The organism is Janthinobacterium svalbardense (assembly GCF_002327145.1).
GTDB classification, from domain to species: domain Bacteria; phylum Pseudomonadota; class Gammaproteobacteria; order Burkholderiales; family Burkholderiaceae_D; genus Janthinobacterium; species Janthinobacterium tructae.
Window position 1 is genome coordinate 1,208,484 of record NZ_CP023422.1, and the last position, 18,311, is coordinate 1,226,794.

General features: G+C 64.2%; 19 protein-coding genes. 9 read left to right on the forward strand and 10 right to left on the reverse strand.

The features are described 5' to 3' along the window. Positions 1 to 2 precede the first annotated feature (2 nt). The gene (locus CNX70_RS05315) at positions 3 to 1,046 is read right to left on the reverse strand and encodes a type IV pilus twitching motility protein PilT (RefSeq protein ID WP_071079443.1); all 1,044 of its coding nucleotides are present in this window, start codon (positions 1,044 to 1,046) and stop codon (positions 3 to 5) included. Positions 1,047 to 1,116: 70 nt separating this feature from the next. Between CNX70_RS05315 and CNX70_RS05320 the strand changes: the two genes are divergently transcribed. Together CNX70_RS05320 and proC are read left to right on the forward strand one after the other, a co-directional pair. Beyond that, positions 1,117 to 1,821 carry a YggS family pyridoxal phosphate-dependent enzyme gene (locus tag CNX70_RS05320; protein WP_096233846.1) on the forward strand — a complete coding sequence of 235 codons (705 nt, stop codon included), beginning with the start codon at positions 1,117 to 1,119 and terminating at the stop codon, positions 1,819 to 1,821. An 18-nt stretch (positions 1,822 to 1,839) separates the two neighbouring features. After that, on the forward strand, positions 1,840 to 2,670 hold the full coding sequence (gene proC / locus CNX70_RS05325) for a pyrroline-5-carboxylate reductase (RefSeq protein WP_096233847.1): 831 nt from the start codon (positions 1,840 to 1,842) through the stop codon (positions 2,668 to 2,670). Positions 2,671 to 2,677: 7 nt separating this feature from the next. Here proC and CNX70_RS05330 read toward each other — a convergent pair whose 3' ends face one another. The 8 genes from CNX70_RS05330 to CNX70_RS05365 all read right to left on the reverse strand — a co-directional run bounded on the left by CNX70_RS05330 (position 2,678) and on the right by CNX70_RS05365 (position 7,824). After that, on the reverse strand, positions 2,678 to 3,394 hold the full coding sequence (locus CNX70_RS05330; RefSeq protein ID WP_096233848.1) for an anti-sigma factor: 717 nt from the start codon (positions 3,392 to 3,394) through the stop codon (positions 2,678 to 2,680). After that, the gene (locus CNX70_RS05335; RefSeq protein ID WP_096233849.1) at positions 3,391 to 3,957 is read right to left on the reverse strand and encodes a sigma-70 family RNA polymerase sigma factor; all 567 of its coding nucleotides are present in this window, start codon (positions 3,955 to 3,957) and stop codon (positions 3,391 to 3,393) included. The genes CNX70_RS05330 and CNX70_RS05335 overlap by 4 nt, the downstream gene beginning before the upstream one ends. 90 nt (positions 3,958 to 4,047) lie before the next feature. Continuing rightward, the gene (locus tag CNX70_RS05340) at positions 4,048 to 4,605 is read right to left on the reverse strand and encodes a DUF3455 domain-containing protein (protein ID WP_096233850.1); all 558 of its coding nucleotides are present in this window, start codon (positions 4,603 to 4,605) and stop codon (positions 4,048 to 4,050) included. Between the two features lie 89 nt (positions 4,606 to 4,694). Further along, the gene (locus CNX70_RS05345) at positions 4,695 to 5,042 is read right to left on the reverse strand and encodes a hypothetical protein (RefSeq protein WP_096233851.1); all 348 of its coding nucleotides are present in this window, start codon (positions 5,040 to 5,042) and stop codon (positions 4,695 to 4,697) included. Then, positions 5,039 to 5,425: a phage holin family protein gene (locus CNX70_RS05350; RefSeq protein WP_096233852.1), complete on the reverse strand. Its 387-nt coding sequence runs from the start codon at positions 5,423 to 5,425 to the stop codon at positions 5,039 to 5,041. Before CNX70_RS05350 ends, CNX70_RS05345 begins: the two co-directional genes overlap by 4 nt. Before the next feature lie 63 nt (positions 5,426 to 5,488). Further along, positions 5,489 to 5,845, reverse strand: coding sequence for an ElaB/YgaM/YqjD family protein (locus CNX70_RS05355; RefSeq protein ID WP_046683402.1), 357 nt, complete (start codon positions 5,843 to 5,845; stop codon positions 5,489 to 5,491). 108 nt (positions 5,846 to 5,953) lie between these two features. Continuing rightward, entirely contained in the window at positions 5,954 to 6,808 is an 855-nt protein-coding gene (ubiA, locus tag CNX70_RS05360; protein WP_096233853.1) for a 4-hydroxybenzoate octaprenyltransferase, read from the reverse strand. Between the two features lie 77 nt (positions 6,809 to 6,885). Next, positions 6,886 to 7,824 (reverse strand): hydrogen peroxide-inducible genes activator, encoded by a 939-nt coding sequence (locus CNX70_RS05365; RefSeq protein WP_096233854.1) that lies wholly within the window; start codon positions 7,822 to 7,824, stop codon positions 6,886 to 6,888. A 203-nt stretch (positions 7,825 to 8,027) separates the two neighbouring features. Here CNX70_RS05365 and rfaE2 point away from each other — a divergent pair, with 203 nt between their 5' ends. The 7 genes from rfaE2 (at position 8,028) to CNX70_RS05400 (ending at position 17,838) form a co-directional block, all read left to right on the forward strand. Next, positions 8,028 to 8,510 carry a D-glycero-beta-D-manno-heptose 1-phosphate adenylyltransferase gene (rfaE2, locus tag CNX70_RS05370; RefSeq protein WP_096233855.1) on the forward strand — a complete coding sequence of 161 codons (483 nt, stop codon included), beginning with the start codon at positions 8,028 to 8,030 and terminating at the stop codon, positions 8,508 to 8,510. Between the two features lie 159 nt (positions 8,511 to 8,669). Further along, positions 8,670 to 10,124 (forward strand): hypothetical protein, encoded by a 1,455-nt coding sequence (locus CNX70_RS05375; protein ID WP_096233856.1) that lies wholly within the window; start codon positions 8,670 to 8,672, stop codon positions 10,122 to 10,124. Further along, on the forward strand, positions 10,121 to 11,590 hold the full coding sequence (locus tag CNX70_RS05380) for a hypothetical protein (RefSeq protein WP_096233857.1): 1,470 nt from the start codon (positions 10,121 to 10,123) through the stop codon (positions 11,588 to 11,590). Before CNX70_RS05375 ends, CNX70_RS05380 begins: the two co-directional genes overlap by 4 nt. A gap of 43 nt (positions 11,591 to 11,633) precedes the next feature. Next, the gene (locus CNX70_RS05385; RefSeq protein WP_096233858.1) at positions 11,634 to 12,086 is read left to right on the forward strand and encodes a hypothetical protein; all 453 of its coding nucleotides are present in this window, start codon (positions 11,634 to 11,636) and stop codon (positions 12,084 to 12,086) included. A 37-nt stretch (positions 12,087 to 12,123) separates the two neighbouring features. Then, positions 12,124 to 15,822, forward strand: coding sequence for a tubulin-like doman-containing protein (locus CNX70_RS05390; protein WP_096233859.1), 3,699 nt, complete (start codon positions 12,124 to 12,126; stop codon positions 15,820 to 15,822). A 33-nt stretch (positions 15,823 to 15,855) separates the two neighbouring features. Continuing rightward, on the forward strand, positions 15,856 to 17,076 hold the full coding sequence (locus CNX70_RS05395; RefSeq protein WP_096233860.1) for a hypothetical protein: 1,221 nt from the start codon (positions 15,856 to 15,858) through the stop codon (positions 17,074 to 17,076). Positions 17,077 to 17,091: 15 nt separating this feature from the next. Continuing rightward, a complete protein-coding gene (locus CNX70_RS05400) occupies positions 17,092 to 17,838 on the forward strand; it encodes a hypothetical protein (RefSeq protein WP_096233861.1) in 747 nt (248 codons plus the stop codon). Here CNX70_RS05400 and trmL read toward each other — a convergent pair. Further along, entirely contained in the window at positions 17,835 to 18,305 is a 471-nt protein-coding gene (trmL, locus tag CNX70_RS05405; RefSeq protein WP_071079428.1) for a tRNA (uridine(34)/cytosine(34)/5-carboxymethylaminomethyluridine(34)-2'-O)-methyltransferase TrmL, read from the reverse strand. The two genes, CNX70_RS05400 and trmL, sit on opposite strands and share 4 nt — an antisense overlap. Positions 18,306 to 18,311: the final 6 nt, after the last annotated feature.

Consider the following 18,311-nt stretch of genomic DNA (forward strand, 5'->3'; position numbering starts at 1 on the left):
AGTTATCCGGGGAAGTTTTCGGGAACCTTGGCGGCCGCGCGGGCTGTCTCCGCCGTAATCGTGCCGCGCCGCACCAGGTCGGACAGGCACTGGTCCAGGGTCTGCATGCCCACGTTGCTGCCCGTCTGGATGGCCGAATACATCTGCGCCACTTTCGCTTCGCGGATCAGGTTGCGCACGGCCGGCGTGGCCAGCATGATTTCATGCGCGGCCACGCGGCCGCTGCCGTCCTTGGTTTTGAGCAAGTTCTGCGAAATGACGGCTTGCAAGGATTCGGACAGCATGGCGCGCACCATTTCCTTTTCTTCGGCGGGGAAGACGTCGATGATGCGGTCGATCGATTTCGCCGCCGACGACGTGTGCAGGGTGCCGAACACGAGGTGGCCCGTCTCGGCCGCCGTCAGCGCCAGGCGGATGGTTTCCAGGTCGCGCAATTCGCCCACTAAAATCACGTCCGGGTCTTCGCGCAGCGCCGAGCGCAGCGCGTTGCTGAACGAATGCGTGTGCGACCCCACCTCGCGCTGGTTGATCAGGCATTTTTTCGGCTCATGCACGAATTCGATCGGGTCTTCGATGGTCAGAATATGGTGGTTCAGGCGTTCGTTGACGTGGTTCACCATGGCCGCCAGGGTGGTCGACTTGCCCGAACCCGTCGGGCCCGTGACCAGCACGAGTCCCCGCGGACGCATGGCCAGCTCGCCGAAGATGCGCGGGGCGTTGAGTTCTTCCAGGGTCAGCACTTTTGAGGGAATCGTGCGCAGCACGGCCGAAGCGCCCCGTTCCTGGTTGTAGGCGTTGACGCGGAAGCGCGCCAGGCCGGGAATCTCGAACGAGAAATCGCATTCCAGCGCTTCTTCATAGGCTTTGCGCTGGCTGTCGTTCATGATGTCGTAGATCATGCTGTGCACTTCCTTGTGCTCGAGCGGCGCCACGTTCAGGCGGCGCACGTCGCCATGGACGCGTATCATCGGCGGCAGGCCGGAAGACAGGTGCAGGTCGGAAGCCTTGTTGTTGACGGAGAAAGCGAGTAGTTCGGAGATGTCCATTTATAATCCCTGTGCCTGCATTGATGGGCTGGCGCACTGTGCCGCCGCCCCTATACACTAGAAAATGATTATGTCCACAATCGAACAGAACTTGCAAGCCGTGCGCGAGAGTATTGCGCAGGCCGCCGCTGACGCGCAGCGTGCGCCGGCCGACGTGGCCCTGCTGGCCGTCTCAAAAACCTTCGGCGCGGACGCCGTGCTGGCAGCCATGCGCGCGGGCCAGGCGGCGTTTGGCGAAAATTATCTGCAGGAAGCGCTCGACAAGATCGCCTTTGTGAAGGAGGCCGCACCGCAGCACGTCCCGGCATGGCACTTCATCGGCCCCATCCAGAGCAACAAGACGCGCCCCATCGCCGAGCATTTCGACTGGGTGCACACGGTGGAGCGGGAAAAGATCGCCGTGCGCCTGTCCGAGCAGCGCCCGGCCGGCTTGCCGGACCTGAATATCTGCCTGCAAGTCAATATCAGCGGCGAAGCGAGCAAGAGCGGCGTGACGCCAGCGGAATTGCCGGCGCTGGCGCGCGCCGTGGCGCAGCTGCCCCGCTTGCGCTTGCGCGGCCTGATGGCGATTCCCGAGCCGGAAACGGATGTCCACCTTCAGCGCGCTGCCTTTGCGCAATTGCGCGTGCTGTACCAACAATTGAAGGCCGACGGGCTGGCGCTCGACACCCTGTCGATGGGCATGTCGGCCGACTTGCGCGCCGCCGTGCTGGAAGGCGCCACCATCGTGCGCGTGGGCATTGCCATCTTCGGTTCCCGTAATTACTCTCACTGATTGAATGAAAGAATCACCATGACGACAGAATTGAACATCGCCTTTGTGGGCGGCGGCAATATGGCCGCCGCCCTGATCGCTGGCCTGGCCGGCAAGCTGACCCTGGGCGGCAATATCCACGTGATCGACCCCCATGCGCCCGCGCTGGAAAAATTGCAGGCGCAGTTCGGCGTCACGACGGCGACTGCCGCCGGCGAAGCGCTGCGCGGCGTGGACGTGATCGTGCTGGCCGTCAAACCGCAAAGCATGCGCGAAGTGGCGGCGCAATTGCTGCCCTTCCTTGACGGGGAACGGGCGCCATTGATCCTGTCGATCGCGGCCGGCATCCGAGCGCAAGACCTGTCGCGATGGCTCGGTGATTACCGCGCCATCGTGCGCTGCATGCCGAACACGCCGGCCCTGATCGGCATGGGCATCACGGGCATGGTGGCCAGCAGCGGCGTGAGCGAGGAACAGAAAAAGACGGCGGACGCCATCCTGCGCGCCGTCGGCCAGACCGTCTGGCTCGACGATGAGGCGAAGATCGACCCTGTGACGGCTGTGTCGGGCAGCGGCCCCGCCTACGTGTTTTACTTCATCGAAGCGATGCAGCAGGCGGCCGCCGAACTGGGTCTCACGCCCGAGCAGGGCACGCAGCTGGCCATTGCCACGTTTACGGGCGCGGCGCAGCTGGCGGCGAACTCCAGCGAAGCCGTGTCGCTGTTGCGCGAGCGCGTCACGTCGAAAGGCGGCACGACGTATGCGGCGCTGACCAGCATGGAAGAGAGCGGCGTGAAGGCGGCCATCGTCAAGGGCATCAAGGCGGCCGCGCAACGGGGGCGCGAGATGGGGGACGAGCTGGGCAAATAAATTCGGCTTACATCACCTTGACGGCGCGGCCGATGTACAAAATCGGCCCCGTCGGCCGGCCCGTGGGCGAACCCTTCTCCGGCTCCAGCGTGATTTCAAACAGTTGCTCCGGTTGCAGCGGCGGCAGTTTGTCCAATGTCAGCTTGAGGCTTTGCCCAGGTTTGACCAGACCCAGCGAGACAGGCGCGCCCCAATCCTTGCCCTTGGTCCAGAATTGCAGGGCTTTTTGCTGCGGCACATTTGTTGCTCCCAGCGGGATCAGGCTCAGGTCGCGGTTCTTGCCGCCACGTCCGCCCGCCTGCACGATCCAGCCCGGCGATTTATCCTGTGGCGCCACCAGGACGACCAGGTAGCCGGGTCCGGCTGGCGCCTGTAGTTGCATGGTGACCAGCACGGCCAGTGCGGCCGTGGCCACCAGACCGCCGCCGGCCAGCAGCCTCCAGAACGCCAGGCTGTTCCACCATGCCTGCCAGCCGCCCGCTTGCCGCACGGTTTTCGGCGTGAACAGGCTGGCGCTGATGCGCGGCCACAGGTGCGCGGACGGTGTTGCGGGCGGCGCCAGGGGCGTCAAGGGCAGCAGACGTTGTTCCCAGGCATCGACGGCATCGCGCAACGCTGGCTCGCGCAGCAAGCGCTGTTCCACTTCCGCACGCTCGGCCAGCGCCAAGGTGCCCAGCACGTATTCGCCGGCCAGCCGTTGCAATTGCTCGTCGCTATTGATCATCCCATGCACTCCCGCAAGGCGGCCAGGCCCCGCTTGACCCATGCCTTGACGGTGCCCAGCGGCGCTTGCAGGCGCTGCGCGATTTCGCTGTGGGTACAGCCATCGACGTAGGCGTACAGAATGCTATTGCGTTTGGATTCGTCCAGATGACCGAGGCAATCGTGCAGCTTGCCCATGTTCGCCTGCAGGGCGTAGGCGTCCGAGGTGGCGTCGGCGTCGTCGCCTTGGCGTTGGTGCAGCAGGGTTTCCACGGTGTCCTCGTCGGCCGATACTTCATGGGCGCGGGCGCGCGCCACGTTCAGCGCCTGGTGCCGCACCACCACATAGATCCAGCCCTTGCCGCTGCCGCGCGTGGCGTCGAAGCTGCCGGCGCGGCGCCAGATATTCAGGAAGGCGTCGTGCAGCACGTCTTCGGCCAGGGCCCGCTGGCGTACGATGCGCAGGGCCACGCCCAGCAGGTAGCGGCTTTCCTGCTGGTACAGGCCGTGCAATGCCTGCTGCTCGCCCCTGGCGCAGGCGCGCAGGGCGGCATCGTAATCGTAAGGGGCGGCTGGGGCTGGCAAGGTTGGCGCAATCGTTGAGTGAACGGTTAGCAAGTTTTCAAGGCCGAGTATAGGTCAAAAACCAGCTTGCCAGCCGTCGCTTGAAAGGATTTATGCCGATTTCCAAAAAATGTAGTCAGCCTGGTAGGGCACCCATTGTTTGGCGCCGACGGACTCCATGCCGCACGGGCTGCTTGGCGCCACGCCGCCGCTGGTGGCCACGCGCTGGATATAGCTGACGCCCTGCATGGCGCCGCTGCCCGTGGCGGGGTTGGCTTTGACCAGCTGATACGGGATGTTGCCGGCGCCGGCCGGCGCCACGGCCACTTGCGTCGCCGTCACTTTCGAGCCGTCCAGGTTGGCCCAGGTGGCAGGAGGACCCACATACGTGCCCACTTGCATGCCGCCGCGGTCATTCAGGGCCGCGTCCGGTCCCACGAAGACCCATTCATGGCCCGTCATGTCTTTCTTGGCCTTGCATTCATAGGCGATCTTGCCCACGCCCACCGTCTGCATGGCGACTTGATGGCCATCGGGCACTTTCACGGCGGCGGGTAATTGTTCCTGCGAATAGCGCGCGCTCATGGGGGCACAGGCGGCCACGAGCAGGGCGACGCACAGCACGGTGAGTGTAGGGGCGGTATTGCGTGGGGCGATGGTGGCAAGCATGGCAAACTCCTGGTAGTTGGCTCAACCGGTTGGTTGATACGATTACTACGCATGGGCCTGCCATTTGGATGCAGCCAGGTAAAAATATTTTAAGGCGGCGTGTCTTTCTTGCTGAAACGCTGGGCCAGCGCCAGCACGACGGGCATGGCGGTGGTGGCGTGCTTGAGCAGCGCGCCGCTGGCCCGCAGCAGGGGCAGGAAGCGGCGCGGGCGCACCAGCAGCAGGCCCAGCACGCCGCCTCCTATCATCAGGGGAACCTTGAAACGCGTGGCCAGGGTGTGGCGCAGATTGCCGCCCGTCAGCGGTTCCAGCAGTTGGCGCGTCTGCACGCCCAGGGCCAGGCGCTGCAGCGCGCATTCGGCCAGCAGCGCGTCGCGCCGCTGCGCCAGGCTGGCGGCCGTGTGCACATGCGGCAGTTTGGTGGGATGCGTGGTCATGGCCGCTCCGATTCCCGGCGCGCCAGCAATTGCAGCTCGTCCAGGTCTTTGTTCAGTTCGGAAAGTGTGAAGGACAGCAGTTTCGGCTTGCTGCGGAAACTGGCGCGCACGCCCAGCAGGGTGGCGAGGGCGGCAGCGATGAAGACGGCGGCCGTGATGGCGATGGCGGCGATGCGGTGCGTGTCCCAAAATAACACGATGACGAGGAAGACCAGCAGCACCAGGCCGACAAACAGGCACAGCAGCGCCAGCATGGCCAGCGCCAGATAGGACAGGAAGCGCAGCGACTCTTCTTCCATTTCCACGGCCGCCAGGGCCAGACGGGTCTGGACGATGGCGGCGAGAGTCGCTGCGACTTGGGCGACATGGTGCACGATAGCCATATGCTGCCTTTCGCGTCAGGAGACGGCCTGCGCCGTCGGTACTGCGTCGTTACTAGTTACTATCTAGCGGCGTGACGAGGAAAGCAGCAGGCCGAACAGCACGCCCACGACGGCGCCCGCGCCCACGGCTTTCCATGGATTGTCCTGCACGTATTCATCGGTGGCCTTGGCCGCCTTTTTGGTGCGTTCGAGTAAGTCTTCTTCCAGCTTGATCAAGTCTTTCTTGGCCGTTTCCAGGGTGGCGATGAACTTGTCCTTGACGGCTTTGACATTCTCGCCCGTCTGATCCTTGGCGCCATCGAGCCAGCCTTCCGCTTCATTGATGACGGTTTTCAGGTCGCCGACCAGTTTGTCGCGGGCCTTGTCGGCGTCGGCGAGGATGCTGTCGCTGCTGGATTTTCCGGTATGTATCGAGCTCATGTATTACCTCATGGAAGTGAAACTGCACAGTGAAATACCAGTGTAGGCAGCTGCGGTCAGGCTAGTCTTGCGCCGCCTCAAGGGCTGCTGCGGCGCAAGGATCATTGATTAACGGAAAGCAAAGTCCAGCACCACGCCCGCAAACACCGCTGCTCCTAGCCAGTTATTATGCCGGAACGCGGCAAAACACGGCATGCGCTCGCGTGCGCGGATCAGGGTGTAGTGGTAAACGGCGCAGCCGGCCGCAACTACGAGGCCCGCGACATACCAGTAGCGCAAGCCCAGGTGCCAGCCGCAGACCAGCCACAGCAGCAGGAAAGCGGCATAGCACAGCATGATGATGGCCACGTCGTAGCGGCCAAAGGTGATGGCCGAGGTCTTGATGCCGATCTTTAAGTCGTCGTCGCGGTCGACCATCGCGTATTCCGTATCGTAGGCCACGGCCCAGAAGACATTGCCCAGCAACAGCAACCAGGCGACGACGGGCACGGAATCCGTGATGGCGGCAAAGCCCATGGGGATGCCGAAGCCGAAGGCGATGCCCAGGTACGCTTGCGGAATCGCAAAGAAACGCTTGAAGTAGGGATAGGTGCCGGCGATGATGACGGCGGCCACCGACAATTGCTTGGTAAGGGCATTCAAGGGCAGGATCAGGCAGAAGGCCAGCACGGTCAGCACGCCGGCCACGGCCAGCGCTTCCTTGCCGCTGATGCGCCCGCTGGTGATGGGGCGGTCCACCGTGCGCTTGACGAATTTGTCGATATCCTGATCGGCGTAGTCGTTGATGGCGCAGCCAGCCGAGCGCATCAGGAAAGTGCCAAGAATGAAAATGAGCAGCAGCCGCCAGTCCGGCACGCCCTGCTGCGCCAGCCACAGCGCACACAGGGTTGGCCACAGCAGCAATACGGTACCGATAGGCTTGTCCAGCCGTATCAGGCGGAAATACAGCGCCAGCTTGTTCATGGAAGACTCGATCTTGTTGAAGAGAAAGGTCGATTATCGCAAATAGTATGTAAATGTACTATTTTGACGCCTGGCCGCTAGGCTGCGTCTTTGCACAAGGGGGTAATGCCGGGCAAGTCGCAGCTGGCGATGGCCGCGCACAAGGCATCGATGGCCGCCTTGCGCGTAAAACTCTTGCGCCACAACATCACCACCCTGCGCGATGGCACGGGGGCGGCGAAGGGCCGGTATTCGAGCATGCCCTCGGTGGCGTGCATATTGGCGACGGAGGCGCGCGGCAAGACCGTCAGGCCGATGCCGCTGGCCACCATGTGGCGGATGGTTTCCAGCGATGAACCTTCAAACGTGCGCTGCATGCCGTTGCCGGGCGAGGAAAAACGCGCCATTTCGGGGCACACTTCCAGCACCTGGTCGCGGAAACAGTGGCCATTGCCCAGCAGCAGCATGGTTTCCGATTTCAAGTCTTGCGCGGCGATTTTTTCACGCGCGGTCCACGGATGCTGGCGCGGCATGGCCACGACGAACGGTTCGTCATACAGTTCCTGCATGGCCATGCCGTGGTCGGGCAGGGGCAGGGCCATGATGGCCACGTCCAGTTCGCCCTGGCGCAGCAATTCGAGCAGGCGAACCGTGAAGTTTTCCTGCAAGATCAAAGGCATCTGCGGCACCTGGTCTATCATGGCCTTGACCAGGGGTGGCAGCAGGTAGGGGCCGATCGTGTAGATCACGCCCAGGCGCAGGGGGCCAGCCAGCGGGTCCTTGTTTTGTTTGGCGAGTTCCTTGATGGCGGCTGTCTGTTCCAGCACGCGTTCGGCTTGCGCAATGATCTGCGCGCCCAGGGGCGTGACGGAGATTTCCGCGCCGCCCCGTTCGAACAGGACCACGCCCAGTTCGTCTTCGAGTTTCTTGATGGCCACTGACAGGGTGGGCTGGGCAACGAAGCAGGCTTCGGCGGCATGGCCGAAGTGCTTCGCTCGCGCGACTGCAACGATATATTTCAGTTCAGTCAGTGTCATAGTTTGATTGAAACACAGGAAGTACTTACTTGCAATGAATGAAAGGTGGCGCGCACGTGAAACTGTGGCGCCGATGGCGTATTGTAGCGGATCGCCCCCTATAATACGGGAGCGGGCAGCGAAGGGAGATGGCTGCAGGCGCTGGCATGCAAGGCGATAGCCACGCCTGAGCGTGACCCTATTTAACCCAACAAGAGATATCCATGCCTGATTTTGAAAACAAACTGTGCGAGCGTGACGAACTGCGCGCCCGCGCCGCGGCCCTGCCGAAACCGGTGGTGGTGACGAATGGCGTGTTCGACATTCTGCACCGCGGCCACGTGACCTATCTGGCGCAGGCGCGCGCGCTGGGCGCTTCGCTGGTGGTGGCCGTGAATACCGATGCCTCGGTGAAACGCCTGGGCAAGGGCGACGACCGTCCCCTGAACAGCTGCGAAGACCGCATGGCCGTGCTGGCAGCGCTGGAAGCGGTGAGCCTGGTGGTGCCGTTCTCGGAAGACAGCGCCCTGGAAGTGGTGCAGGAAATCGAACCGGAAATCTATGCCAAGGGCGGCGACTACGACATGGCGGTCATCCCCGAAGGCAAGGCCGTGCTGGCGTATGGCGGCCAGGCCGTGGCCATCGATTTCGCGCACGACCGCTCGACCACCAAGCTGCTGACGAAAGTGCGCACGCAGCAGGGCTGAGGAACGCCGTCAATGTTTCCATACAGATAAAAAGACGTTACTATGAGAACTGCCAGGGTTGCGACCTCGTTGCGTCAGCCCCAGCACCCGTTACACCGTCTGAACTGCATTGCTAGTCATAGAAAATACATGGATCTTAAAACTTCTGGGGATTGGGCAGTGCCCTCCGGCGTCTGGTACGTCGATGACGATGGCGCGTGGAGCATGCAGCGCAGCGCGGACGGCCAGAACGTCTCGCCCTTGCTGAGCCCAGCCGATATCGGCCTGCTGATGCATGCGCGGCGCCTGCCCGCCGCCGCCGGCGCGCCCGTGCGGCTGTTTCCGCCTGAATTCTCGTTCGACCCCGCCACCGGCGCGGCCTTGCAGGTGCCGCCTGGTACGGCGCTTACACCGCCCTGGGTTCCGCCTTTCGGCGCGCAGCCCGTCAGCGACGTGCCACCGGCCGGCGCGGCCGGCTTGCGCCAGGCCAGCGTGCCCCTGAAGCTGGCGGACCAGCGCGTGCGCGAAGAGCATGCGCAGGCCGACGCCTCGTTGCCCATGCCGCCGCCCGGTGAATATGAATTCTTTTCCGCCCAGTTCGGCACCAGCGCGCCCGCGCTGCTGGCGCTGGACCCGCGCAAGGCCGTCTTGCACGCCTGGCTGCCCGCCTCGAAACGCTGGCTGGCGCTGGACCCCGACCATGGCAGCTTGCTGGCCGAATCGGACCTGGCCCACGGCGCCTGGCGCGCCGAGCTGGTGCCGGAGTTCAACAGCGTGCTGGTCTTGCCGACCAGCCATGGCCTCGCTTGCATCCGTCCCGACGTGCCTTCGCTCACTTACGTGGTCGAGCATGTGGGTGGCGCGCCGTGTGTGGCCGCGCCTGTCTGGTTCCAGAATCGTTTGTGGGCGCCCTTGCGCGACGACGATGGCCGCATCCGCTTCGTCAATCTTGACGCGCAACAAAAGTCGGGCAGCGACGTGCTGCTTGACGGCGTCGTGGATCTGGGCGCCGTCGGCGCGCCCGTCGCTTACAACCGCATGGCCGTGTGGCCGTGCGCCAACGGCCAGCTGCGCTTGCAGTTGCAGCCGGATGGCAACGTGGCCGCGTCGTTGACGCCCTGGCCCGAAGGGCTGGTGCCGCACTTCGAATTTGGCAGCCCTTACCTGTCGCGCGACGGTGGCCTGTGGCAACTGTGCTTTGAAAGCCGCCGCGGCACTTATGTCTACGTCAAGCTGGGTGGACAGGTCGAGAAGGCCGACGCGCTGGCGCCGCGCCTGTGTTCGGGCAGCTTCAATTACCGCTTCGCCACCAAGCTGAAAACGGCGCCGTGGGAAGAGCCGGAACACGGCGACGATGGCGGCAAGAACCAGGCTGTCATGCCGCTGCTGGAATCGAGTGCTGGCAACAGCGTCTTTGGCGTGAAGTTTGCCACCAGCGCCGGCCTGTCCAGCGTGCTGCGCTCGAACGAGCGCCTGGCGGCCCAGCTGGTGCAGGATGATGAATTGCGCGAAACCGTGTTTCATACGTTTGCCGTCAGCGAGCCGTGGCGCGTGCGCCTGTTTGTGCATGAAGGCACGCTGTGGGCGTACCACCCGCTGCTGTCGCGCATCGATGGCTGGGCCTTGCAGGCATGAAGGCGCGCTTACTGACGGTGGCCTGCGCCGCGTTTTTCAGCGCTGCCGCCGCGCATGCGGCCGGCATCCAGCAAGCGTTTCTGGTGCAAAACTCGGGCTGGATGGAGCCGTTTTATACGGATGAACATTCGCAACTGAAAGCCCTGGTGGGCGCCGTGGCGCAGGCCGCCACGAGCCCGTCCGATAAAGTCTACACCCTGGCCTTCAGCCAGAGCAGTGGCAGCAATGTGTCGCCCGCACTGATCGGGCAGGGGCAGGGTGGCGCCGGCGTGGCGGGCCAGCTGGCCAGCCTGGGCCTGGCGCGCAAGAGCGCCGGCGGCGCGCTGGCCGACACGGATTTCCAGGAAGCCGTGACCAAAACCATCACGGGGCCGTTCCAGTCCGCCTCCGGCATCGTGTGGATCTTTACGAATAACAAGAACAGCCCGAACAACGACAGCCAGACGGCCGAGCGCAACCGCGACTTTTACCGCTTGCTGCACCTGGAGCCGTCGATCACCAAGACGGTGGTGTTTCCGCTGCGCATGCCCGTGCAGGGCAAGCTGTACAGCGCCAAAGGCTTGATGGTGTATGCGCTCGCGTATGGCCAGCCGGCGTCCGAGGCGTTGACCCGCATCCTGGCGGAAGGGCGGCTGTCGCAAGTGCTGACGCGCCCGCCCGCGCGATTAAAACCGGTGGACCAGGATGCCGTGCGCATCGTGCCCCAGTCCGTCAAGAACAGTCCCAATGTGCACGCCAGCCTGGGCCGCGACGGGCGCACCATTGTGCTCGACGTCGATGCGGCGAACCTGGTGCCGCAAGTGGTGCTGCAGGCGTCCTTGCAAAACATGTTTTTCCCGTACGTGATCGACAGCGGCAAGGTGCACGCCAGCCTGGCGGGCCAGAGCGCGCCCCTGCACGTTGCGCCAGATCAAATCCGCCAGCTGCAGCCGGGCGCCAGCCAGGCCGTGCAGGTACAGTTTGCCTTGCCGATGGCGCAGATTCCGTCGCCGTGGTCGGCGCAGGCGATCGCCGCCATGGGCAAGCAAGTGATGCTGCCCATGCAGGCGCAGGTGGGCTTGTCGGAACAGCGGCTGGCGCTGGCGCCGAGTTTTGGCAAGGATTTGCAGGAACTGTTCCCCGGCGACCCGATCTCGGACGTGTTCACGCCGCCTGACAGCGTGCGCGCCTCGCAGGCGACGATCCCCTTGCTGGTGCGCATCCAGTACCCGCTGCTGCCCGTGCTGGTGATCCTCGGCGGCGTGCTGGCGCTCGTGCTGGGTCTGCTGGCGCTGGGTTTGCTGGGCACGCGCGCCACGCGCTACAAGGTGATGGCTGACGGCGTGCAGCGGCAAGTGTTATTAAAACCATTCAAAAGCGTGCAGATCCGCGACGATGACGGCCGAGATATCGGCGAACTCAAGCGTGGACTGGGCAAGCCGGCCGTCGCGCGCGTGGCCGAAGGCCATACCTTGAGCCTGGCCTGACAAGTATTTTTTTTAAACTATTCAAACCCATCAGAGGCATACCATGGCGCAAGACACTCCCAAAGACAACGCAGGTTTTACCTTGCCGGCCCCGGTAACGGCCCCGGCGTCCGTGCCACCGGCTGCCGATGCAGCGGGCGCATCAGCGTCCGCCACCACGGCCACCACCGAGCCTGCGCCAGCATTGGACCCTGCCAGCACCACCGATACCTCGTCGCGCGACACTCTGGTCGGCGGCGTGGTGTTGTTGCTGCTGTTCATCGCTTTTTTCTTTGCCAAGAATGCCTATGCGAATGGCCTGGTGGCCAAGCGCGTGCCGCCGAACAAGGCCAACGCCTCGGGCTGGTGGCTGTTCATCTTCCTAGCCAGCCTGGCGACCGGTGTCGTGCTGGCGGCCGTGAACGCGCATAAATTCCTCGCGCCACTGTTCATGGGACCGCTGGTGCTGGTGGGCCTGGTCGCCTTGCTGTTGACCTTTACATCGAGCCGCCGCTAAGCCGCACGCCGTCGTACGCATCATCGAAGGAATCACCATGGCAGAGAACCTGAATCAAACCATCACCGGCGGCGCCAGCGAGCGCAAGCAGGACAAGATCATCGAACTGCGCCCGACCCTGTTCATCGGCATCGGCGGCACGGGCATGCAGGTGCTGATGCGCGTGCGCCGGCGCATCCTCAACACCCTGTGGGGCGGCGCGGGCAAGCGCACGCGCATCGAGGGCTTGGCCGACTTTCCCATCGCGCAATTCATCCATTTCGACCTCGACAATGGCGCCGTGATCGAAAGCGGCGAGTCGCAGGCGAAGGACTTGCAGTTCGACCAGGTGAAGTTCACGGACGACGACAAGGTGGTCGAATCGTTCGACATGGACAAGTACAGCCGCGATGAAGACTCCCTGGAGAAATATCCGCACATCAAGGAATGGCTGCCCTTGACGCCGCAGCGCATCCGCGAATTGCGTTTCGACATGAGCAGCGGCGCCGGCCAGATCCGCGCCGTGTCGCGCCTGTATTTCTTCGACAAGTACGCGAAGATCCGCGACAAGATCCGCTTGAAACTGAAAGCCCTGAAGGCGGGCCTGTCGCACGAGCGCCAGCTGGCCGAACTGGGTTTGCGCATGGAAACGAACCGTTTCCGCATCGTCATCGTCGGCTCCGTGGCCGGTGGCACGGGTTCCGGTTCCTTCCTCGACATGGGCTTGCTGGCGCGCTGGCTGGCGCGCAGCGAAGTGGGCGCGGCCGACGTCGAGCTGATGCTGTTCTTGCCGACAGGCTACACCAAGGCCAACAAGGACCGGGTCGAGGCCAACGGCTATGCTGCGCTGATGGAGCTGGAATCGGCGATGATGGGCAACAAGGGCTATGTGGGCCGCTGGGATGCCTACGACCGCCCGGAATTGACGCGCGAGCCGTACAGCGAGGTGTACCTGATCGACTCGGGTAATCTTGCCCAGCAGCACACCAAGGATGTCAGCGACGTCTACCATATGGTGGCCGACTCGCTGTTCGAGGATTTCGCCTCGGCCGACTTCGCGCGCGCCAAGCGCTCGATCGCCGTCAATCAGGCGCAGCACAAGAATTCGCTGTACAACGCGCCCGTGCCGCAAGACCGCTTCGGCGACATGCGCCTGTATTTCTCGAAGCGCTTTTCCTCGTTCGGCATGGCCGTGCTCGATACGCGCCAGGAAGCGGCGCGCGACGAGCGGGCGCACCGCTGGGCCGGCGCCATGCTGCAAGCGTTCTTTGGCGTGGGCGGCACGGATGCGGGCGCCAACCGCGCCACGGATACGCAGCGCGATAATTTCCTCGCCGCCAATATGTTCCTGAAGGGCACGCCGTTCAGCGATTTCCCCGAGTTTTCCGACAAGAGCATCGAACTGAAGCGCTCCAGCGGCGATTTCATCGATTTCCGCATCGTCGACGAATTGCTGGAAGATCGCCACGGCCACTTGCTGGCCGGCGTGGAAAACCGGGTCAACACGCGCATCAACGATATCCGCACGGGTTTCGACCGCAGCGAATGGCCGGCGCAAGTGCGCGACGCCATGAAACACCTGGAACGCGACGCCGTGCGCGACCAGGATTCCACGGCCGACACGACGGAAGACCGCATCAGCAAGCGCCGCCGCGAAGTGCTCGATGACGTGAAAAAGGTCGTGCGCGACCAGCTGTATGGCTATCTTGACAACAAGGAATTCGGCGGCCTGGAATACGTGCTGTCGCTGGTGGAGCAGATCAAGGACCGCATCGAGGCACCGGGCAGCGGCTTGACGGCGCAGATCGGCAACAATGCCGAGCGCTACCGCGAGATCAAGGAAGCCGTGCGTTCACGCGAATACGAGCGCTTGCTGAACAACCTGGAACAGACGCGCAGCACCTTCGGTTTCCTCAGCAATGGCGAAAAGCAGGCGGGCGTGGTGATGGACCATTTGCGCACGGAAATGGCGAATGCGCTGAAATTCCATCTGCGCGCCAAGGCGGCGGACGAGTCCGTCGTCCTGCTGGGCGAACTGTCGCGCTGGCTGGGCAACCGGGTCGGCGTCGATGCGCAAGGCCGCGCGCAGTGGAATGGTCTGGTGGGCGAGCTGCAAACGGGTCGCGAAGGCGTGCTGGCGATGCTGGCGGAACTCAAAACGGCCAATACCATCTTGCAAAAGGACCTGGACAAGGAGCACGCGACCCTGATCGTCATTCCCGTCACGGAAAAAGACATTGCGCTGCCATCGGCAGCCACCTTGCGCCAGTGGGCCGATGAAGCGTTCAAGGACATGGGCGGCTCGAAAGCGCTGTTCCCCATGCTGGCCGAACCGGCGCAACGGGGCTTGATCCTGGCCAAGGTGACGCGCATGGCCGAGAACATGATCGCCACGGCGGGCCTGGTGGAAGGGGCGACGAGTACGCCCGACCCCCTGTTCGAGGCGCTGGAACAGATGGATGTGTCCGAACGCCTGGACCGTTTCCGCAAGCTGCTGGCCTGCTCCATGCCGTGGATCGACGCCAACATGGCGGGCGACTTCACGGTCGTGTCGGACCAGTTCAAATGCGTGATCGGCGTGGCCAACGCGGCCGCCTTCAAGGCGAAGTTCGGCGCCGAGCTCGAATCGTGTGTGCCGACGCAGGTGGGCATCACGGTGAGCCAGCTGGAAATTGTCGAAACGGGCATCCGCGGGCGCGCCGTCTGCTATTGCGAACTGGCCGGCGTGCCGATGACGGTGCTGCGCGGTCTGGAAGGCTGGCGCACCAGCTACCGCAAGGAGGGCGACAACGACAAGGCGCCGACCCACACGCATATCGATCCGACGCAATTCACGCATCCGATCGCGCCGAACACGGACGAGATGAAACGCCTGGCGGAAGATTTCGGCGAATTCCTGCAAGCCATCATGCTGGGCATACTGACGCGCCACACGGGCCGCGTCGTGCCGCCGGGCCAGTACCAGTTTGCCGTCGAACCGGGCGACTTGCGCCGCATCGGCAATGAACGGGCCATCCGCCAGAACGGCATGCCCGCCTCGTACGAGAAAAATATCGCCTTGCGCATCGAGGAAAAACTCGCTGCGCTTGATGCCGTGCAGACGGCGGCCCTGGCGGCGCTGGCAAAATACTATGAACGGGGCGTGTATGCACCGAAGCTGGTGGCGCAGGCCGATGGCTCGCAGCTGCCGTATATCGGCTTTGGCAGCGCCATTTCCGCCGAAGTGGGCACGCGCTTGCGCGATTCTGCACGCCGCAAGGGCATGGCCAGCGATGAGCTCGACCACACGGTTCAAACCTTGCTGGGACGCCTGAAGGAATGGGCGAATGTCATCGGCGACTCCGACAGCGATGCCTATGACTGGGAAGTGCGCGAGCCGGAAGCGGATGGCCAGCCGCGTCTGAAATACGCGATCAAGGGGGAAATGCTGGAAGCGGGGCGCCTGGAGCAATTGTTGCGTCCGGTCAGCGCTGCCGCCGCTCCCGTGGCGCCGGTGTTCGCCATGGCGCCGCCACCGCTGGGCGGCATGCCGCCGCCTTTGGTGGAATACCAGTATTTCCTGGGCATAAACGGCCAGCAGCAGGGACCGTTCACGGGCCAGCAGATCGTGCAGTACGTGCAGGCGGGGCAAGTCGTGCCCGCCACCACCAAGGTGTGGCGCGCCGGCTTGCCGGCCTGGGCCGACCTGGCCCAGTTCGCCGAACTGGCGCCTTTGTTCCTCAGCGCGCCGCCACCGTTGATGCCGCCGCCCCTGTGAACGCTGGAATGACGTAGCAATGAAGGATTAGTTTTGGATATCTGCATCAAATGCAAGGGCGGCCTGTTCAGTGCTGTCAGCCATTGCCCCTACTGCGGTCACGCCGTGGCTGGCGCGGCCAAGCCAGCGGCGGCCGTGCCGCCACCGCTGCCGCCCGTGCCCGCGCCTGTGCCCGTGCCTATGCCAGTAGCGCCGCCAGTGGCGCCCAAGCCGCCGCCCGTGCCGGTAGCTCCGGCGCCTGCGCCGAAACCACCGCCGAAACCGGCGCAGCCGCAGCCGCAGGCTGCGCCGAAGCCTGTACCTGCCCCGGCGCCAGCCCCGGCCGCGGCGGTGCCGCCGTCACCGCCGCGCAAGTGGCTGCGCTGGCTGGGCGGCCTTGCCGTGCTGGCGTTTGTGGTCGTCTACATGAATGGCAAGCCGGGCGGCAAGAACGATGCGGCTTGCAATGACGCCATCGACAGCGGCTTGAAATTGGTGGCCAATGGCAGCCTGGATGGCGCCCGCCAGAAGCTGGCGACGGCGAAAAATGTCTGCACGGGCAAGTCCAGCGCCAAGGCGGACGATTTGCAGGCGGCGATCGGCAAGGCGGGCGCCGCATCGGGCAGTTGCCAGCGCGGCGTGCGTGCCATCGAGCGCGCTATTGATGCACATCAATTGCAAAGCGCGGCCAGCGGCATCGCCGCGCTCGACGCCGATTGCGCGGGCGCATCCAGCGTGGCATCCTTGCGCAAGCAGCTGGCGCGCCAGCAGGCGGCAGCCGCGTCCGTTCTGGTGGGAGTGCGCCAGGCGCTCGATGGCAAGGATGCGGCGGCGGCAAGGAATGGCATCGCCCGGCTGGAAGCGATCGACCGCGAAGCGCTGGAATTGCCGCAGTTGAAGGCCGACGTGCAAGCGCTGTCGGCACCTGCGGCGCCTGCGCCCGTTTCAGCCCCGGCACCGCTGGAAACGGCAGCGGCCCGCAGCGTGCCAACGGAACCGGCGCCCGTGCGCGTGGTCGAACGTTCAGCGGTGGCCGAACGCCGTCCGCTGGAAACGTCGCCCGTCGATAGCGGCGCTGCCATGCGCAGCGAGATGGCGCAATCGTTCCTGCGCGACGCCGAGCGTTCTTTGCTGGAAGGCAAGTTCGATGCGGCCAAGACGTATCTGGAAAGCGCGCGCCGCGTCGATCCCGGCAATGCGCGCATCGACAACCTGTCGCGCCGCATCCGCGAACGCGAGCGGCAAGTGCTGCAGACGGAAACAACGATCAATTAGTTATCAGGGGGCAGCATGCTCAATCACACTACCTTGCGCGCCACCGCCGCATTGACCATCGCCGCGATGCTGGCCGGCTGCGCCACGGCACCGATGAATCCGAACGGCGTGCGCCAGGACGTTTCCTATCCGCAAGGCGGTACCCAGGCGGCCACGGATGAAGACCCGTGCAGCGTGGGCACGTCGGCGGCGGCCGGCGCGGCCGTGGGGGCGCTGCTGGGCGCGCTGGCGGGCGGAAAGAATGGCGCGCTGAAGGGTGCGGCCATCGGCGGCGGCCTGGCGGCGGCCGGTTGCCTGGCGATCAATGTCAATTCACGCCAGACCAAGACGGCGGCGCAGGCGGACCGCGACTATATTCGCGCACGCGGCGCGCTGCCGCGCGAGCCGCAAGTGGTGTCGTACACGCCGCAGTTGAGCGCGTCGACCGTCAAGCGCGGCCAGCCGTTCAAGGTGCATTCGGTGGTGGAGCTAGTCAATGGCAGCACGCAAAGCGTCAACGACGTGCGCGAAGAGCTGGTGGTGCTCGATCCGCAGGGCCAGCCATTCAAGTCCGGCTCGAAAGCCCTGGCCAGCAGCAACAAATCGGGCGGGCGCTTTGAAAACTCGTTCGAGTTGACCTTGCCTGCCGGCGTGTCGCAGGGTGTGTATGGCGTCAAGACGAATTTATATGTCAACGGCAAGCTGGCCGCCACGCGCGACCTGCGCACGCAGCTGGTGATGCTGGAGGCGGACGGCGCCGCGCCGCAATTGGCGCAGCGTTAAGCCCCGCCCTGATACCCGTGCTGGCGCCAGGCCTCGTAGACGACCACGGCCACCGTATTCGATAAATTCAAACTGCGGTTGTCCGGGCGCATCGGCAGGCGGATGCGCTGCTCTGCCGGAAAGCCGTCGCGCAGGGCCGGATCCAGGCCTTTTGTTTCCGAACCGAACACGAACACGTCGCCCGGCAAGAAGGCCACGTCGCCGAACGGGCGCGAGCCGCGCGTAGTCATGGCGAACATGCGGGACGGGTCGGGCTGGGTGTCGGCCAGGAACGCTGCCCAATTCTTGTGCACCTTCATCTTCGCGTAATCGTGGTAATCGAGGCCGGCGCGCTTCATCTTGGCATCGTCGAGTGGAAAGCCCAGCGGTTCGACCAGATGCAACTGCGCACCTGTGTTGGCGCACAGGCGGATGACGTTGCCCGTGTTGGGCGGGATTTCAGGTTCTACCAAAACAACGTGAAACAAAATGCT

Excerpts from the sequence above, each read along its gene's own strand:
- CNX70_RS05315 (WP_071079443.1), bottom strand. The coding sequence starts at position 1,046 with ATGGACATCTCCGAACTACTCGCTTTCTCCGTCAACAACAAGGCTTCC.
- CNX70_RS05320 (WP_096233846.1), top strand. The coding sequence starts at position 1,117 with ATGTCCACAATCGAACAGAACTTGCAAGCCGTGCGCGAGAGTATTGCG.
- proC (WP_096233847.1), top strand. The coding sequence starts at position 1,840 with ATGACGACAGAATTGAACATCGCCTTTGTGGGCGGCGGCAATATGGCC.
- CNX70_RS05330 (WP_096233848.1), bottom strand. The coding sequence starts at position 3,394 with ATGATCAATAGCGACGAGCAATTGCAACGGCTGGCCGGCGAATACGTG.
- CNX70_RS05340 (WP_096233850.1), bottom strand. The coding sequence starts at position 4,605 with ATGCTTGCCACCATCGCCCCACGCAATACCGCCCCTACACTCACCGTG.
- CNX70_RS05345 (WP_096233851.1), bottom strand. The coding sequence starts at position 5,042 with ATGACCACGCATCCCACCAAACTGCCGCATGTGCACACGGCCGCCAGC.
- CNX70_RS05350 (WP_096233852.1), bottom strand. The coding sequence starts at position 5,425 with ATGGCTATCGTGCACCATGTCGCCCAAGTCGCAGCGACTCTCGCCGCC.
- CNX70_RS05355 (WP_046683402.1), bottom strand. The coding sequence starts at position 5,845 with ATGAGCTCGATACATACCGGAAAATCCAGCAGCGACAGCATCCTCGCC.
- ubiA (WP_096233853.1), bottom strand. The coding sequence starts at position 6,808 with ATGAACAAGCTGGCGCTGTATTTCCGCCTGATACGGCTGGACAAGCCT.
- CNX70_RS05365 (WP_096233854.1), bottom strand. The coding sequence starts at position 7,824 with ATGACACTGACTGAACTGAAATATATCGTTGCAGTCGCGCGAGCGAAG.
- rfaE2 (WP_096233855.1), top strand. The coding sequence starts at position 8,028 with ATGCCTGATTTTGAAAACAAACTGTGCGAGCGTGACGAACTGCGCGCC.
- CNX70_RS05380 (WP_096233857.1), top strand. The coding sequence starts at position 10,121 with ATGAAGGCGCGCTTACTGACGGTGGCCTGCGCCGCGTTTTTCAGCGCT.
- CNX70_RS05385 (WP_096233858.1), top strand. The coding sequence starts at position 11,634 with ATGGCGCAAGACACTCCCAAAGACAACGCAGGTTTTACCTTGCCGGCC.
- CNX70_RS05390 (WP_096233859.1), top strand. The coding sequence starts at position 12,124 with ATGGCAGAGAACCTGAATCAAACCATCACCGGCGGCGCCAGCGAGCGC.
- CNX70_RS05400 (WP_096233861.1), top strand. The coding sequence starts at position 17,092 with ATGCTCAATCACACTACCTTGCGCGCCACCGCCGCATTGACCATCGCC.